This window comes from uncultured Marinobacter sp. (assembly GCF_913055835.1).
Lineage (GTDB): Bacteria > Pseudomonadota > Gammaproteobacteria > Pseudomonadales > Oleiphilaceae > Marinobacter.
In genome coordinates, this window is sequence record NZ_CAJXKQ010000008.1 from 25,201 (window position 1) to 41,092 (window position 15,892).

The following is a 15,892-nucleotide window of genomic DNA, read 5'->3' on the forward strand; positions in this document are numbered from 1 at the left end:
CGAAGGCATCACCGGATCACCCCATCCGGTTTCAGGTTCGGGCCCGAGGGCCGGAATTGATGCGGAGCGGTAGTTCAGTTGGTTAGAATACCGGCCTGTCACGCCGGGGGTCGCGGGTTCGAGTCCCGTCCGCTCCGCCATTTTTTATTTAGAAAGTATTCCCGGGTGGTTAGCTCAGCTGGGAGAGCATCGCCCTTACAAGGCGAGGGTCACTGGTTCGATCCCAGTACCACCCACCAAAATTCCGAAAAGAGCCGATCCGCAAGGATCGGCTCTTTTTTTATGTCTGGGTTGTTGGATTACGCCTTCGGCTAATCCAACCTACATGAACATTCCCCTACCCACGTAGGTCGGATTAGCCAAAGGCGTAATCCGACACCCAGCTCCGACAGATCCTTACTTGCCAATCAACGACTGCCCACAAACCCGCACAACATTGCCGTTCACCCCATTGGATGCCGGGCTGCAATACCATGCGATGGCCTCCGCTACATCCACCGGCTGCCCGCCCTGGGAAAGGCTGTTCATCCGGCGACCGGCCTCGCGGATGGTGACCGGCATGGCTGCGGTCATCTGGGTTTCGATAAACCCGGGGGCAATGGCGTTGATGGTTACCCCGTTCTTTAACTGCCGGGCCATGGCTTCCACATAGCCGATTACCCCGCACTTGGCGGTGGAGTAGTTGGTTTGCCCGAAATTGCCGGCAATGCCGCTGATGGAAGAGATGCAGACAATGCGCCCGTTCTCTTTCATCAGTTCCCGTTTCGCCAACTCCTCGTCGATCAATTCCTCCGCGGTCAGATTCACGGCGATGGTCATATCCCAGAAGTGCTCGGGCATGTTGCCGAGGGTCTTGTCGCGGGTAATGCCGGCATTGTGGATGACCAGGTCAACCCCGCCGAAATGCTCTTCTACGAAGTCGGCGATCAGCTTGGGTGCTTTATCGTCGGTAATGTCGCAGGCCAGAGCTTTCCCCTTGATGGCAGAGGTGACCTTTTCCAGATCTTCCATGGCAGGCGGAATGTCCAGGCCGATAACGGTAGCCCCGTCCCGGGCAAGGGTTTCTGCGATGGCAGCGCCGATGCCGCGCGAGGCACCTGTGACCAAGGCGATTTTCCCGGTCAGTGGGGCAACGGGGTTGGTAGCGGGCGTAGCATCGCTTTTGCCGATTTTGACGACCTGGCCGGACACATAAGCCGAGCGGGCGGAGAGGAAGAATCGCACGCTGGAATCCAGTTGTTTCTCTGCTCCGGGCGCCATCCACAGCAGGTTTGCCGTTGAGCCTTTCTTGCCGATTTCCTTGCCCACGCTGCGAACAAATCCTTCAAGTGCCTGCTGAGCCGCTGCCTGGGGCGCTTTCCTGCAGGTGGCGGGGTTCTGGCCAACGACCAGGACGCGAGCGTTGCTGCCGAGCTTTTTGATGGTGGGGTGGAAAAAGTCGTATAGGGCCCGCAGATCCTCGGGTCCTTTCAAGCCAGTGGCGTCAAATACCAGGGCCGAGAATTTGTGGTCGATTTCCGAACCCAGATCCAATGGTCGGGCTTTGTTGCCGGCTTTGGATGAATCGTTCAGGCGGTCATTGCCGCTGGCGTGATGCAGTGTGGCGGCACTGGCGCTGAGGGTGCTGCCAATGGTTGCGATGGCCTTTCCGCCGGTGGCGGCACCAACGAGCACGTCGCCTTCGATAAATGGCTGGTCGGTGCGTTTGAGGCGTTTCAAGGGGACCGGCGCCGGCAGGCCCAGGGATTGTGCGGCGGTTTTACCTACCGGGGTGTTTACTATTCTAAGATAGAGGTCAGACATGGGTGGCTTCCTTGTGTTTGCATTCGGGTTGCTGGATGCGAATCGTCCTACAGGGTAAAGAATCGGATAGTTTTTGGATTGACTCAATGCCTGTAGGGTGTTGTCAGGGGTGCCAATGAGGCACTTGGTGTTCTCTATACACTGTCTGGAAATCAGGGATTTCGAATTTGGGTGCAGGGAGCAATGGGGTTGGGCTTCCCAAAACCGTGGAGCGCCAGGGATGGCGCGACCGAGCCCTACAGGGAAGTATTTACGGGCGTGTTTTGGGAAGCCCAACCCCATTGCTCCTTTGAACATTTCAGATATCGCATAAAAGGATAGAGTTGATCATGGCAGAAGCATCGAAAACTCCACGCAAAAAAACCGCTGGTTCAAAAAAAACCGGAACTGCCCCTTCGGCTATTCGCCGCGTAGCTGTGCTGGGTGGTAACCGGATTCCGTTCGCGCGTTCCAATACGGCCTACAGCAAGATCAGTAACCAGGAGTTGCTGACGTCGGCGCTGCGGGGGCTGGTGGATCGGTATGGTCTTGAGGGGCAGCGGCTGGGCGAGGTAGCTGCCGGGGCGGTTATCAAGCATTCCCGGGATTTCAATCTTACCCGGGAGGCGGTGATGAGTTGTGGGCTGGCGCCGGAGACGCCGGCGTACGATATCCAGCAGGCCTGTGGCACGGGGCTGGAGGCGGCTATTCTGGTGGCCAACAAGATTGCCCTGGGGCAGATTGAGTGTGGCATTGCTGGTGGAACGGACACTACATCCGATGCGCCGATCGGTGTAGGCGAGGGGCTTCGGGAGATTTTGCTGGATTTGAACCGGGCCAAGACGGCGGGCGAGCGGCTGAAGATTCTTGGGCGGTTCCGGCCGAGTCACCTCAAGCCTGAGGTTCCTGAAAATGGTGAGCCTCGCACGGGTATGTCGATGGGTGAGCATGCTCAGGTGACGGCCAAGGAGTGGGGCATTCCCCGGGAAGATCAGGACAAGCTGGCCTTCGAGAGCCACCAGAAGCTGGCCAAAGCCTATGATGAGGGTTTCTTCAACGAATTGCTGACGCCGATGGCGGGGCTGGAGAAGGACAACATTCTGCGCCCGGATACTACGCTGGAGAAGCTGGCTACGCTCAAGCCGGTTTTTGATCGGGAAAACGGCACCATGACTGCAGCCAACAGTACGGCTTTGACGGATGGCGCGTCCTGCGTGTTGCTGGCCAGTGAGGAATGGGCGAAGGCCAATAATTACGAGGTCAAGGCCTGGCTGACGTTCTCAGAGGTTGCGGCGGTCGATTTTGTGGACAAGAAGGAAGGTCTGCTGATGGCGCCTGCCTATGCGGTGCCCCGTATGCTGGAAAAAGCGGGGCTGACTCTTCAGGATTTCGACTTCTATGAAATTCACGAAGCCTTCGCCGCCCAGGTGCTCTGCACTTTAAAAGCCTGGGAAGATCCGGCCTTTTGCAAGGAGCGGCTGGGCCTGGACAAGCCCTTGGGTAGCATTGACCGCGACAAGCTCAACGTGAAAGGCAGCAGCCTGGCGACCGGCCATCCGTTTGCAGCTACCGGTGCCCGCATTGTTGCGACGCTGGCCAAGCTATTGGAGGAGAAAGGCAGCGGTCGGGGCCTCATTTCCATCTGTGCCGCCGGTGGGCAGGGGGTTACTGCGATTCTGGAAAGGTAAGTTTGCGGAAAACCGGAACTTTCCTTTGACAGGGTCGGTCACACCCCTTATCATGCGCGCCACGTTGATCAGGGGTTCCCTGGTGAACAACCAGTTTGATGCGGGGTAGAGCAGTCTGGCAGCTTGTCGGGCTCCCAATCCCGAGAAAGCCGGAGGGAGCCATCGACCTTCGGCTTATGAGCCCGACCAAGAGGCGGACTCAGAAGAAAGAATTGATGAAAAGTTTGATGCGGGGTAGAGCAGTCTGGTAGCTCGTCGGGCTCATAACCCGGAGGTCGTTGGTTCGAATCCAGCCCCCGCTACCAATTTGAATAAAGCCGGCCGAGAGCCGGCTTTATTCGTTTATACCCTCACCGATTTCAAAAGCCTTCCGGCTGAACAAATCCAGCCAGCCCCGCTTCTTCCAGCAGTCCCGCAAACCCGATCGTCGTCAGATCCATCCCCGGTGCCCCGATCACCTGAACATTGAATGGCAGGCCCTCGGTCGTCCGTCCCATGGGTACGGAAGTGGCGGGCAGTCCCAGCAGGGTGGCGAAGGCGATCCAGCAGAACTGGTCCATGTAGGCTCGTGGCTGGCCGGCGACGGTGATTCGGCGTTTGAAGACCGGGTGGGTGTGGTCATGCCGGATGGCGGTGGTTGGTGTTACCGGCGTTAGTAGAACGTCCACTTCCTGAAACAGGGATTCGATTTCAGCCCGCATTTTCTCGCGCATTTCGTTCCAGGCCATCCATTGGTGAACCGGTTGATTCACGCCCCGTCCGTATTCACCCACAAAAGGCGTCATCGGACCCAGGAACTTGAGCCAGGGTTCCAGCCGGGCGATCCATTTCATCTGCCGGCGCTGGGCGGGTTTCAGGGACGTGCTGAGCAGAGTCCCGAGCAGATTGAAGTAAGCGGGCAGGATATGCTCGAGGCTGAGCAAAGGATGGCTGGCGTCGGTGACCAGTGCGCCCCGTTCAGCCAGTGACTTGCCCAGGGCCTGATAGCCCTTGGTCAGTTCCTGCTCGACCGGGCACAGGGGGTCTTCCAGCCATAAACCCACCCGGGCCTGGTCGAGGCTTTGCAAGTCTGATGGCGCCATGTGAAGCGCCCAGCTTCGTTCCTCGGCTGGCCGTGGCCCGGCAATGACTTTCAGCAAAAGCTCCAGGTCCCGCGCGCTGCGCGCCATCGGGCCGCCCTCGACCAGGTCGGGTCGGGATTGGGTGCCGGGTGGTCCGGGTATGTGGCCGCGAAATGAGACGAGGGAACGGGTTGGCTTGTGGCCGAACACGCCACAGAAATGGGCCGGTGTGCGAATGGAGCCGGCCAGATCACTGCCCACTTCGAGAGGCGTCATGCCGGCGGCCAGGGCAGCCGCTGCACCGCCCGAGGAGCCCCCGGGAGTGTGTGCCGGGTTATGGGGGTTGTTGGTAACCCCGAACAGCTTGTTGTAGCTCTGAAGGTCCGTGGCGTAGATGGGCACATTGGTTTTGCCCAGGATAATGGCGCCGGCGTTTTCCAGCCTCTGCACCACATCAGCGTGGCGTTCCGGCTTATGGGTTCTGAGGGCCGGCGCGCCGGCGGTGCAATTCATACCTGCCACTTCCCAGGTGTCTTTCAGGGTAAGCGGTAGTCCGTGGAGAGGGCCTTTCACGGCGTTGGCTGCACGTTGTTCATCGGCCTGACGGGCGCTGGCGAGTGCCCGCTGTTCATCCAGGGTCACGACGGCATTGATGGCCGGATTATGCTCGCGTATGCGGTTCAGCAGAGCAGTGGTCAGAGCTTCGCTGGTCAGGGTGGGGGCCTCCAGCTGTGCCAGAAGCTCATGGGCCGATTGATAGTGCAATGGCACTTGTGATGCATCCATGGATGTTCTCTTTGTTGTTGGTTTCTGGAAAATCCCGCCGGTCTGTCAAGGCAACTCGGATCGCCAGTGTTTTACCTTTACCTGCCCCTTGATCGCGTCGATGATCTCGATAATCAGGTTGATCAGCGCTTCGTTCTGGGCCTCATTGGCTCTTACTTCACCGGGTGTCGGCAGGAAGACGTTCACGATGTCTTCAATAAAGGCATGGTTGGAGGCTGAGGCGAGGTCTTCGAGAATCTGGTGTATCACATGGGCAACGATATCGCCCACGGCCTCTTCAAGGGTTTCCTGTATGGTGGGACCAACCACCGGCAGGTATTTCAGTCGCGACAGTTCCAGATTTTGCTTGAGGGCGTTGTCGACCCGGTCCTCCAGATAGCTTCGCAGCGCTCCGCGGTTGGGTACGTAGCCTTCCTGGGCTGCCTCGGCAACCCGCTTGGATATCCAGTCTGAGAGCATGTCCCTGCGGGGATAGAGAATGTCCTCCTGGATCTTGTCAAACAGCGGTGAGCCCCGTTTGACTTCCTGCTGCACGCCACTCAGCACCTTGAGCACAATGCGGTCCGAAAGTTCTTCCATAAAGGCTTCGTAATAGAAATTCACGAACCGGTAGATCTTGGTGTTCGTGATATCGATGATCTTGTACTGGTGCAGGCGGTAGATGATCGAGATTACCCGCAGAATACGGAGGAAACGCAGGCTTCCAACCGGAATACAGCCCACCAGGTCGTACCAGTGTATGAACGGGTAAAAGTACCAGCGGTCGTAGACCTTGGCCCTGATGGCGTAACCCCAGCGAATAAAGAACTCGGTCAGGAAGATGCTCACGAAGATCAGATCGTAGAAGATGAAGCGTTCGTGAATGGGGTGGTAGGCCGACTGAATGGCGGGGGCGTGTTCTTTCAGAAGATTCTGAACAGCAACAAAGTTATAGATCGAGTCCCAGATAATGAACGCAAGGTTGATGATCAACAGCCCCAGCATCAGGAAATCAATGATGAACCAGATAAGCTGATGGCTCGATTTCAGGTTTTCTCGATTTATCTTCAGCATTCCCCAGGGCCCGGTCTGTGGCTAAGTATCTGACAGGTTAGCTTATTTTGACGGCACAGACGACTCGCCGTGATGCCGCTCTAGACATGCCGCAGGGCCAACCATGGATTAACTTGACCGTCTGCCATTAAACTCCCACGCTTGAACGTGAATCCTTCTTGTTACCACCAACACTGAAATAGCCGGATGCTATCAATCTACCAAGTTGTGAATTCGGGCCGGGTCCGGCTTCTGATCCTCCTGCTCTGCTGGCTGCCGTCGTGGGTCTTTGCGCAACAGGTGGTTGTTAATATCGAAGGAGACTATCCAAAGCTGAAATCGAACGCTGAGGCCTTCATTGGTGAGGTTGAAGGTCGAAGTGCCGGCAACCTGAGGCGATATGCCCCCACCGCTGTAAATCAGGCCCGGGAAGCCTTGCGTGCCTTGGGGTATTATGGCCCCCTGGTTGACTGGCGGTTAGAAGAGGGCGACTCGGACACAACGGCGACCCTCACCCTGTCCATTACCCCGGGTGAGCCGGTAAGAGTTACCTCCCGTATCGTGGGGATACGGGGCGAAGCTGCGTCTGATTCAAGGTTTACCTCTGATCTGCCGCCACATCCGGCAGAGGGCGATATTCTCAATCACGGCGACTACTCCAACCTGAGAGACACCATCCAGAACCGTGCCCGGCGCAGGGGGTATTTCGACGGCCGGTTTGTCACCCGCTCCCTGGAGGTGGATCCGACCGAGCGCAGCGCCGAAATTACGCTCATTTATGAGAGCGGCCAGCGATACCGGTTGGGAGAGGTTACCTTTGAAGAAGGGCACTGGTTTGAGATTGAGCTTCTGAGGGATTTCGTCACCTTTGAACCGGGAACCCCCTATCACGCCGACGAAATAGCGCGGCTGAACAAGGATCTTCTGAACAGCGGCTACTTCAGCAACGTTGACGTCAATATCTCACCACAGGATGCCGAAAACGGGGTCATTCCTGTTAGCGTTGCCCTTTCCCGGCGCGAAGCGCGCTCGGTAGCCGCCGGTGTCGGTTTCTCGACCGACGTTGGTCCCCGGTTCCGGGGCACCTGGCGGGAGCATTGGATTAATCCCATGGGGCACAAGCGGGGAGCCGAAACGGAGCTATCGGTGCCTCGTCAGAACCTGAGCACCTGGTACGAGTTGCCCCTGGATCCTCCCATGACGGATCTGATCCGTCTTACCGCCGGATATCAGCGGGAGGATATCGAGAATGTTGAATCGGAACTTCTTACCCTTGGGCAGCAATGGCAGCATCAGCTTGATAACGGGTGGCTCCAGGTTCTGTCATTACGCTGGGAAGGCGAACGGTTCAATATCGGCAATGATGAGAAAGGTACGAGCACACTGTTGCTCCCGGGAGCTGGTTACTCGAAGATTCACGCGGATTCACCTCTGGACCCGTCCCGCGGCTACCGTTTGCAGCTGGATGTTACCGGCTCTCATCGGGCTGTGCTCTCGGATGTCGACATCCTGCACGTTAACGCCCTGGCCAAGGGGCTGTTTACCATTGCCGGCAAGCATCGCTTTGTCGGACGCTTTCAGGCGGGAGCCGTTGCCACAAACCAGTTCTCGGATGTGCCGCCGTCCCTGCGCTTTTTTGCTGGTGGCGATCAAAGCGTCCGGGGCTATGGTTATGAAACCCTTTCGCCTGAAAATGACAATGGTGTGCCAGTGGGCGGCCGCTTTTTGATGGTGGGTAGCGGAGAGTATCAGTACCAGTTTGCCGACCAATGGCGGGCAGCGGTGTTTGTCGATCACGGTAATGCCATTAATGATCTGAATGATCCCCTGGCAACGGGCGCGGGCATCGGCATTCGCTGGATCAGCCCGGTTGGTCCGCTGCGGCTGGACATCGCCAAAGGACTGGACCGGGAATTTGGCGGGGACTGGCGACTTCACTTTTCCATGGGGCCTGAGCTGTGACGCAGACACCGGAAACGTCCGACGACAAGCATCAGCAGCAACCGGCTCGCCGGCACCGCCTGCGCTTCTGGCTGCTTGTGTGTCTGGGGCTTCTGTTCCTGGTGCCCGTTTTGTTGCTGGCGGCTGTCTTGCTTGCTCTGCGTTCCGAGACCGGAACTGCCTGGGTCATAGAACAGGTGCCGGGGCTACAGGTCGAAAATGACCGCGGTTCACTATTTGGCCAGTGGCAGGCTGACCACCTGCAATGGCGTGGCTACGGGGTTGAAGTCATCGTTGAATCCCCGCTCGTGGACTGGTCGCCTTCCTGCCTGTTGAAAAAGCAGCTTTGTGTCGAAAGCCTGAGGGCAGAGACCCTCGAAGTCACACAGTTGCCTCCTGCCGACAAGTCCGGAAGCGGGGGCGCAATCACGCTGCCGGGCGTGGACCTGCCCCTTGGGCTGAATATCAGCGGCGTCCGGATGGGGCCTTTCACCTTGAATGGTAACAGGGTCTGGGACCGGCTTGAGCTGGATGCCGGTGGGTCGGGTGCTGACTGGAGGATCGACCGCGCCTGGTATCAGTTGGGCGATTACACCGTGTCCGCCGCCGGGCGGATCGAGACCCGACGGGATTGGCCCGTCAATCTGGAGGTCACCGCGGATATTCCGCCACCCTATGGTGACCAGTGGATGCTGGACGCCATACTCTCTGGCAGCGTGCGAGACCTGATGGTGGAGGTCACGAGTCGCGGTTATCTGAATGCCGAACTCTCCGGGGAAGTCGAACCGCTGGATCCAAGCCTGCCGGCAAAACTTCGGATTACCTCTGAACAGTTCCGGGCAGTTGAGACCCTGCCGGAGACGCTGGTGCTCAACGACTGGTTCCTGGAAGCCCGTGGCAGCCTTCAGAGAGGTTTCCAGACCCGGGGTCAGGCCAGGTTGCCCGGCACAACGGGGCCGGTGCAGCTGACACTGGAGGGGCGCGTTACCACACAGGCAGCCGAGAATATCCGTATTGAGCTGGCCACCGATGGGGAGAATGGCAGTGAGCGGGATACTGTGGTGGCCAACGGGCGTGTGGCCTGGAGTGAGGGCCTGGAGGCCAGCACCGATGTGCGCTTGCGTGGGTTTCCCTGGTACACCCTGGTTCCGGGCCTTGAAGAGCCTGCGGTTGTGCTTCGGTCGCTGGATGGCACCGCCTCCTGGCGGGAGGGAAGCTACCACGCAGAGCTTGAAGCCGGGGTCGATGGCCCTCAGGGGAGTGCTGAACTGTCGACAACTGTCGATGGTGACACCGAGCAAACCAAACTGACCGATCTGAGGATCAGTACCGGCGCCGGATCGCTTACCGGGAAGGGCTCGGTGAACTTTTCCGGGCCGCTATCCTGGCAGGCGGCGCTGGCCCTCCAGGATTTCAACCCGGGTTACTGGGTGCCGGTCCTTGAAGCCAGCCTGAGTGGCGATGTCACTACCGAAGGGCAGCTCGGAGACGGCCCTATACCTGCCATGAGCGCCAACTGGGACCTCAAGGGTGACTGGCGCTCCAATCCCGCGTCTCTTGAAGGAAGCCTTGATACTTCATCCGGTAGCTGGGAGTTGTCCGGGCTGAATCTGGTGATTGGTAACAATCGGGTGGAAGGAAGTGGCACCTGGGGCAATCTGTTGCGCGGTGACCTGGCCCTGTACTTGCCCGAGCCCGAGATCGTTCTGCCCGGCCTGACCGGTAATCTTGAAGCGACCTTGATGGCTGAGGGAACGCCAGAGCGCCCGGCGGGAGAGCTGAAAGCGAGCGGCCAAAACCTTGCCTGGCAGGATCAGCTATCCATTGAGACCCTGAGCCTGGATGCCGAACTGGAAGACGGGCTGAGTCTTGCAAGCCGGCTACGGGCCGAGAATCTCCGGGGATTCGGCCAGGACCTTGAAACGCTCACGCTCCAGGCGAACGGAACCCCGGGGCAACACACATTGAGTGTGAGGGCTGAGCATTCCGAAGCAGATCTGGAGTTGGCGTTTGAGGGTGGGGCTGGTTCTGAATGGAAAACCTGGCAGGGTCAGCTCTCGAGCGGTCTGATCAATCTTCCGGAGCAGTCCCAGCGATGGCAGCTGGAATCGCCGGCGACCCTGGACTATGGCGCCAATGGAAAGCTGGCCTTCGGTAACCATTGCTGGCGCTGGCAACAGAGCACCGTCTGCGCCGATGATCAGACACTGCTACCTGTTCCCGATATCGCCTATCGCATCGACCGGTTCCCAACGGTGGCCCTGGCACCCTTGTTGCCGGAAACCGTGCGCTGGAACGCGCGGTTAAATGGCGAGATTGATTTTACGACGACAGCGGAAGGCCCGGATGGTCGGGTTTATCTTGATGCCGGTGACGGCGAGTTCCAGCTGTTGGTCGATGGTGAGTGGGAATCACTGGACTATGATGCGTTTACCACCGAGGTTGCGTTCAAGCCTCAACAAGCCGATGTCGCCGTTCGTCTGTCCGGTCCCGAGTTGGGCAGATTTACCCTGGATATGGGGCTGGACCCGAACTCCGAAAACCGCAATGTTGAGGGATCCTTCAATCTGGAAGGGCTGGATATTGCCCTTGCCGGGCTGCTGTCAGGGCTTGATGAGGTGGCGGGGCAGGTAAACGGCCAGGGTCAGCTTTCAGGCCCGCTGATGAAACCAGCTGTAACCGGCGAATTGCACCTGGTGGATGGACGGGTTTCAGATCCCCGGTTGCCGGTGCCCATTGAGGAGATGATTGCCAGTATCGAATTCTCGGGATATTCGGCACAAATTAGCGGCAGAATCCAGAGCAATGCCCGAAGTAAGACCATCCTGGATGGTGAGGTCGACTGGCAACAGGCGCCGCGGGGGGAAATCCGCATCTCCGGGGAGCGGATACCGTTCAATGTTGAGCCTTATGCCCAGCTTGAGGTAGAGCCGGATCTGACTCTTGTGTTCCGGGAGGGAACCCTGGAAATCGTTGGACAGGTTGCCGTTCCGAGAGGGGATATAGAAATAAAGGGGCTACCTGAACAGGCTGTGTCGGTTTCCGAGGATGAAGTCATCGTCGGTGTCGAGAGGGAGGAGCCCGTAGTCCGTTCACTCAACATGGATGTAAAGGTCGTAGTAGGGGAAGATCAGGTGACGTTTGCCGCCTTCGGCGTGACGGGCGATCTGGAGGGCTCCCTCAGGATCAGCAACGATATGGACACCCGGGGCACGCTTCAACTGGTCAATGGCCAGTATGAGGCCTATGGTCAGGAGCTCGAACTCAGGCGTGCCAGGCTGCTGTTCGTCGGTAACCTGGCTCAACCCTATCTCGATATCGAGGCCGTGCGGCGGGTGGATACCGTGGTTGCCGGTATACGTCTGACGGGGCCGGTGCAATCACCGGAGACGGAGGTGTTCTCCAACCCGGATATGCCGCAGACAGATGCATTGTCCTACGTGATCCTGGGCAGGCCCCCCCAAAGCCAGGGTGACGAAGGTCAGATGAGCCGGGCGGCGCTTTCGTTGGGGCTGACCCAGGCCAGCAAGGTGACCGGGCAGATTGGCGAGGAGTTCGGTATTCGCCAGCTGACTCTTGAGGCAGAGGGCTCCGGCGATCAGACGTCGGTGGTGGCCAGCGGTTACCTCACGGATGAGTTGAGCGTTCGATACGGTGTCGGCATCTTTGAGCCGATCACCACCGTTGCCTTACGCTATGATCTGGGCCGGTACTTCTACCTGGAGGCTGCCAGTGGGCTGGCGGCCTCCCTGGATATCTTCTATACGCGGGATTTCTGAGGTTACTCCAGTTCGAAGGTCGCACTCACCGAAGCACGGATCTCCCGCTCGCCCACGCTTGAAACGGTATCTGACATTGATTTGGCTTCCGACATCATCATCGGCACCGGTCGATGCCCACCATTAATGTTGATGGTGACCACATCGCCGCAGGTCTGGTCGAGCCGGCTCGCCACGAACCTGCACCTCGCCTGCGCGTCGGCAATGGCTCTGGCCAGTGCTTCCTGCTCCATGCCGGTTTCATCCGAATGGAAGAACTGATGGGGCCCAAGCTGGTAATCCAGACCCACGGCCTGAGCTTCACGTAGTAGCGGGTTCAACAGGCTCAGGTCACTGATGCTGAAGCTTATGGTCTGCGAGGCGACAGCCTGTTTTTCGGGGTCCTCACCGCGCTCCGGCGCTGGAATCATGCGGGTGTAAAGGTTCACCGTCGCATCGGAATAGTCGTTGAGTCGATCCCGATAATCGGTGATGCGATCACGCCACTGCGACATCAGTTCAGCCACCCGTTCGGTAGCCTTTTGGGGGAGGGCGTGCTCGGCACTGGCGGTAAACTGTAGCCGGGCGCTGTCTGGCTCATAACGAACACTGCCTTCGCCGGTAAGCGTCACCTCTCCCGCCAGGGCCACAGCCGGCAATGCGAGTGCCAGGGAAAGAAGATAACGGGATTGTCGAAGTATCCGGTGTTCGGGGTTCCGTCCGTTCACGGGATTTCCTCCTTTGGAAATCGTTGATGGGTCAGGCTTCGCCGGAATCGGGTTCCAGGCGCGCCAGTTTGAATCGGCGGGCGGCATCCACGAACTGGCCAAAGATGCGCCGATGCCCACCGTGATAGAGCAGGTATTCCGGGTGCCACTGAATGCCCGTTAACCACTGACCTCGCGTGCTCTCAATGGCCTGTACGAAAAGATCATTGTCCACGGCGGTTACGCGCAGATTGCGGCCCAGGCGCTTGATCGCCTGGCTGTGGATCCGGTTGGCGCCGATTACCGGCGAGCGCATGGCCGCTTCAAGCCGGCTGGGCGTTACCAGGCGCACGGTTTGCAGAGGGAGCAGCAAGGGGCGGTGCCGGGTGTTTACCCTCAGCGGGGTCACGTTCTGGCACAGGGACCCGCCGTGAAATACGTTGATGAACTGTGCGCCCCGGCAAATTCCGAGCACCGGGATACCAATGGCCTCAGCCTGCTCAAGCAGTGACTGATCGGTTGCATCCCGTTTGCGATCATAGTTGGCGGTAACCTGGGGTTCCTGGCCATATCGCTCCGGATGGACATGGGTGCCGCCAGAGAGCACCAGGCCATCCAGCATGGCCACGGCGACCCGTGACCCGGGGCGAATGTAGTGGGTGCGGGCGCCGTGAAGACGCAGGCCCAGGCTGATCAGACGATGGGCCAGGCTTTTTCGGGCGGGACCGCTGATGCCGATGGTCAGGCCGGGAACCTCGAGCTCCTGTTCGGGATCTTGTTCAGACATACCCGTTCTTGGCCAGCCAGTCGTTGGTAGTTTCCTGCCAGCTGTGGGTCAGGTTGTGGAGATTGAGTTTCCGCCGTTCCCGGAAGAGTCGGCGCATATCGGCCAGATCGTCCGGATTATTGGCCAGTTGCTCCAGGACGATCCAATCGTTCCACACGGTGGAAAAATGCCAATCAGGATTATCGATGTCGCAATCCGGCAAGCGGTAGTGCAGGGTGGGCCGGCTCTTGATCCTCGGATCCCGCACATGGCGTTCAAGGCGCTCCCTGTCCAGATGGGCAAAGAGCGGCAGCAGATCAAGCGCCCGGTTGCGGGTCGGATTGAACTCCAGGTAGTCCTCCATCAGCTCGCCAAGGTTTGGATGGTAGTTTTCTTCCATCAGAAGCTCGGTGTAGCGGCCGTGCCAGGGTTCGATATAGGTGGTGAATTTGCGGCTGACATCCAGCTGATGCCGGTTCTTGAGCCAGTCGTACAACGCCGCAAACGCCTGGAAGTAACGGACCATTGTCTCTGGCCTGAGATCGGGCAATTCCGGGTTAAGCTGCAGGCCGAACGCGAAGTAGATGGCATCCCGGCTGCCCAGTGCACCGGCCTCTCTGAGGTTGTCGACGAGGGATTCGATGGCTTCCAGGCTGGAAAATGGCAGGGGAGGGCTGATGATCTCCAGGGGCACAACGCGCTCGGCGGCTGCATCGATCACGTCCATTGCCTGGCCTCCCAACTCCCGGATGGATTCCGGAAGCCGCTCATCGGCCAGATCAAGATCCTTGATAGGATCGGAATCCAGTTCCACCGTGAATTCGCCCAGCTCTGTTTGCAGCGCCGTTACATATCGTGACTTCAGTACCGGGGTTCCTTTCAGCAGTCTGGCGGCCAGTGTGACCAGCTCATCGTAGCCCAGACCAGACAATTCGATCTCGACGCCAACGCGGCGTTCCTTCCCTTCGTTTGTCTCCAGGACATCAGGCATCCTGCAGGTGCTGTCTTGAGTCATGCTGCTCCCAGGTTCGTGAGGACTCGTGCATCAACCATATCACACCGCTGTTGATCATCATTGTTAAGCGAACGCAAGAAAATCATGGGGGTTGACTTTACACTGGATAAAACACTGTATATAGTCACTGTACTGTATATAAAAACAGGGCGCCCGAAACGGGTTTCCGTAAGGAAAATCCGAGCTCGGGCCCGAATTAGCGGAGTAGCTTGATGAAGCTCACAGCAAGGCAGTCACAGGTACTGGAGATCATACGCCGATACGTCGATGAGACCGGCTATCCGCCAACCCGCGCTGAAATCGCTGCGGAGCTGGGCTTCCGTTCGGCCAATGCCGCGGAGGAGCACCTTCGTGCGCTGGCCCGGAAAGGGGCCATTGAAATGGTGCCCGGTGCCAGTCGCGGGATCCGCCTGCCTGAGGCCGAAGAGGATCTGGGGTTGCCGGTTATTGGGCAGGTCGCGGCGGGTAGTCCAATTCTCGCCCAGGAGCATATTGAGGATCATTGTACGCTTCAGCCTGAGTTCTTCTCGCCGTCTGCAGATTACCTGCTGCGGGTTCGGGGCATGAGCATGAAGGATATTGGCATTCTTGATGGCGATTTACTGGCAGTGCACAGCACCCAGGATGTTCACAATGGCCAGGTGGTGGTTGCCCGGGTTGGCGATGAGGTCACGGTAAAACGTTTCCGCAGGGAAGGATCAAAAGTCTACCTGATTGCCGAGAACGAGGAATTCGCACCTATTGAAGTGGACCTGACCGAACAGGAACTGTTCATCGAAGGTCTGGGTGTCGGTGTTATCCGCCGCTCTGATCTGCACTGATCAGGCCGGATAGCCTCTGATAGATTGAAAACGGGTGAATTATGGAACAAATGAGCTTTAATCAGAATCTGGCCTACAATCCCAATGCTCTGTCCTGTTCAGTGCCGGCAACTGCCGCCCGCGAGCGACGCTCTGTCATTCGCGCCCGACGTTCTTCGGAGCCTTCTGATGCGAGGGCTTCGGGCAATGTAACGGAAATTATCCTGCCCGAGGGTCAGGTGGAAAACTTCCAGCTACTGTTGCCCATGCTTACCCAGCTGAATCAGGAAAAGCGTTGGCTGGCCTGGATCGACCCGCCTCAGGCGTTGGTCAGCAAGTGGCAAAAAATGCATGGCATCGTGGCGGGCGAGTTGCTGGTGCTTCGATCAACACCGGACTATCCCGCGCAGGAGCTGGCCGAGCGAGCCCTCAGCGCAGGTACGTGTCATGCGGTAGTGATGTGGACCCGTAAATTGGGCCGCACTGCCCTCGAATCCCTGCAAAAGGCTTCTGCCGAAGGCAACAGCCATGGGGTGGTTCTCAGGCAGCGTTAATT

Annotated in this window: 11 protein-coding genes and 3 tRNA genes; 8 read left to right on the plus strand and 6 right to left on the minus strand. The window is 58.5% G+C overall.

Annotation, left to right across the window (positions count from 1 at the left end):
• Positions 1–63 precede the first annotated feature (63 nt).
• Positions 64–140, plus strand: a tRNA-Asp gene (locus tag QZ534_RS06545).
• Positions 141–163: 23 nt separating this feature from the next.
• A tRNA-Val gene (locus QZ534_RS06550) sits at positions 164–239 on the plus strand.
• Positions 240–396: 157 nt separating this feature from the next.
• On the opposite strand, the gene QZ534_RS06555 is transcribed toward QZ534_RS06550, so the two are convergent.
• Positions 397–1,803 carry a 3-oxoacyl-ACP reductase gene (locus QZ534_RS06555; RefSeq protein ID WP_296932913.1) on the minus strand — a complete coding sequence of 469 codons (1,407 nt, stop codon included), beginning with the start codon at positions 1,801–1,803 and terminating at the stop codon, positions 397–399.
• A gap of 329 nt (positions 1,804–2,132) precedes the next feature.
• Between QZ534_RS06555 and QZ534_RS06560 the strand changes: the two genes are divergently transcribed.
• Together QZ534_RS06560 and QZ534_RS06565 are read left to right on the plus strand one after the other, a co-directional pair.
• Positions 2,133–3,470, plus strand: coding sequence for an acetyl-CoA C-acetyltransferase (locus QZ534_RS06560; protein ID WP_296932916.1), 1,338 nt, complete (start codon positions 2,133–2,135; stop codon positions 3,468–3,470).
• A 228-nt stretch (positions 3,471–3,698) separates the two neighbouring features.
• Positions 3,699–3,775 (plus strand) — tRNA-Met (locus QZ534_RS06565).
• A 54-nt stretch (positions 3,776–3,829) separates the two neighbouring features.
• Here QZ534_RS06565 and QZ534_RS06570 read toward each other — a convergent pair.
• Positions 3,830–5,317, minus strand: coding sequence for an amidase (locus QZ534_RS06570; protein ID WP_296932919.1), 1,488 nt, complete (start codon positions 5,315–5,317; stop codon positions 3,830–3,832).
• A 45-nt stretch (positions 5,318–5,362) separates the two neighbouring features.
• Positions 5,363–6,370, minus strand: coding sequence for a hypothetical protein (locus QZ534_RS06575; RefSeq protein ID WP_296932923.1), 1,008 nt, complete (start codon positions 6,368–6,370; stop codon positions 5,363–5,365).
• A 186-nt stretch (positions 6,371–6,556) separates the two neighbouring features.
• On the opposite strand from QZ534_RS06575, the gene QZ534_RS06580 reads away from it, so the two are divergent.
• Together QZ534_RS06580 and QZ534_RS06585 are read left to right on the plus strand one after the other, a co-directional pair.
• Positions 6,557–8,311: an autotransporter assembly complex family protein gene (locus tag QZ534_RS06580; RefSeq protein WP_296932926.1), complete on the plus strand. Its 1,755-nt coding sequence runs from the start codon at positions 6,557–6,559 to the stop codon at positions 8,309–8,311.
• Positions 8,308–12,069 carry a translocation/assembly module TamB domain-containing protein gene (locus tag QZ534_RS06585; RefSeq protein ID WP_296932929.1) on the plus strand — a complete coding sequence of 1,254 codons (3,762 nt, stop codon included), beginning with the start codon at positions 8,308–8,310 and terminating at the stop codon, positions 12,067–12,069. Before QZ534_RS06580 ends, QZ534_RS06585 begins: the two co-directional genes overlap by 4 nt.
• Before the next feature lie 2 nt (positions 12,070–12,071).
• Here the strand turns inward: QZ534_RS06585 and QZ534_RS06590 are convergent, their stop codons facing one another.
• From QZ534_RS06590 to QZ534_RS06600, 3 genes are read right to left on the minus strand one after another with little or no spacing between them, the layout of a single operon-like run.
• Positions 12,072–12,776 carry an SIMPL domain-containing protein gene (locus QZ534_RS06590; protein ID WP_296932932.1) on the minus strand — a complete coding sequence of 235 codons (705 nt, stop codon included), beginning with the start codon at positions 12,774–12,776 and terminating at the stop codon, positions 12,072–12,074.
• Positions 12,777–12,807: 31 nt separating this feature from the next.
• Complete coding sequence (locus QZ534_RS06595; protein WP_296932935.1) at positions 12,808–13,542, minus strand: gamma-glutamyl-gamma-aminobutyrate hydrolase family protein; 735 nt, start codon at positions 13,540–13,542, stop codon at positions 12,808–12,810.
• Positions 13,535–14,536 carry an amidoligase family protein gene (locus tag QZ534_RS06600; protein ID WP_296932938.1) on the minus strand — a complete coding sequence of 334 codons (1,002 nt, stop codon included), beginning with the start codon at positions 14,534–14,536 and terminating at the stop codon, positions 13,535–13,537. Before QZ534_RS06600 ends, QZ534_RS06595 begins: the two co-directional genes overlap by 8 nt.
• Before the next feature lie 209 nt (positions 14,537–14,745).
• On the opposite strand from QZ534_RS06600, the gene lexA reads away from it, so the two are divergent.
• Both lexA and QZ534_RS06610 read left to right on the plus strand, forming a co-directional pair.
• Complete coding sequence (gene lexA / locus QZ534_RS06605) at positions 14,746–15,357, plus strand: transcriptional repressor LexA (protein ID WP_296932943.1); 612 nt, start codon at positions 14,746–14,748, stop codon at positions 15,355–15,357.
• 41 nt (positions 15,358–15,398) lie between these two features.
• Positions 15,399–15,890 carry a SulA-like leucine-rich domain-containing protein gene (locus QZ534_RS06610; protein ID WP_296932945.1) on the plus strand — a complete coding sequence of 164 codons (492 nt, stop codon included), beginning with the start codon at positions 15,399–15,401 and terminating at the stop codon, positions 15,888–15,890.
• The last annotated feature ends 2 nt before the right edge of the window (positions 15,891–15,892 follow it).

Bases quoted from the DNA above. Each gene is read 5' to 3' on its own strand.
- QZ534_RS06560 (WP_296932916.1), top strand. From the start codon at position 2,133: ATGGCAGAAGCATCGAAAACTCCACGCAAAAAAACCGCTGGTTCAAAA.
- QZ534_RS06555 (WP_296932913.1), bottom strand. From the start codon at position 1,803: ATGTCTGACCTCTATCTTAGAATAGTAAACACCCCGGTAGGTAAAACC.
- QZ534_RS06595 (WP_296932935.1), bottom strand. From the start codon at position 13,542: ATGTCTGAACAAGATCCCGAACAGGAGCTCGAGGTTCCCGGCCTGACC.
- QZ534_RS06610 (WP_296932945.1), top strand. From the start codon at position 15,399: ATGGAACAAATGAGCTTTAATCAGAATCTGGCCTACAATCCCAATGCT.
- QZ534_RS06600 (WP_296932938.1), bottom strand. From the start codon at position 14,536: ATGACTCAAGACAGCACCTGCAGGATGCCTGATGTCCTGGAGACAAAC.
- QZ534_RS06575 (WP_296932923.1), bottom strand. From the start codon at position 6,370: ATGCTGAAGATAAATCGAGAAAACCTGAAATCGAGCCATCAGCTTATC.
- QZ534_RS06570 (WP_296932919.1), bottom strand. From the start codon at position 5,317: ATGGATGCATCACAAGTGCCATTGCACTATCAATCGGCCCATGAGCTT.
- QZ534_RS06580 (WP_296932926.1), top strand. From the start codon at position 6,557: ATGCTATCAATCTACCAAGTTGTGAATTCGGGCCGGGTCCGGCTTCTG.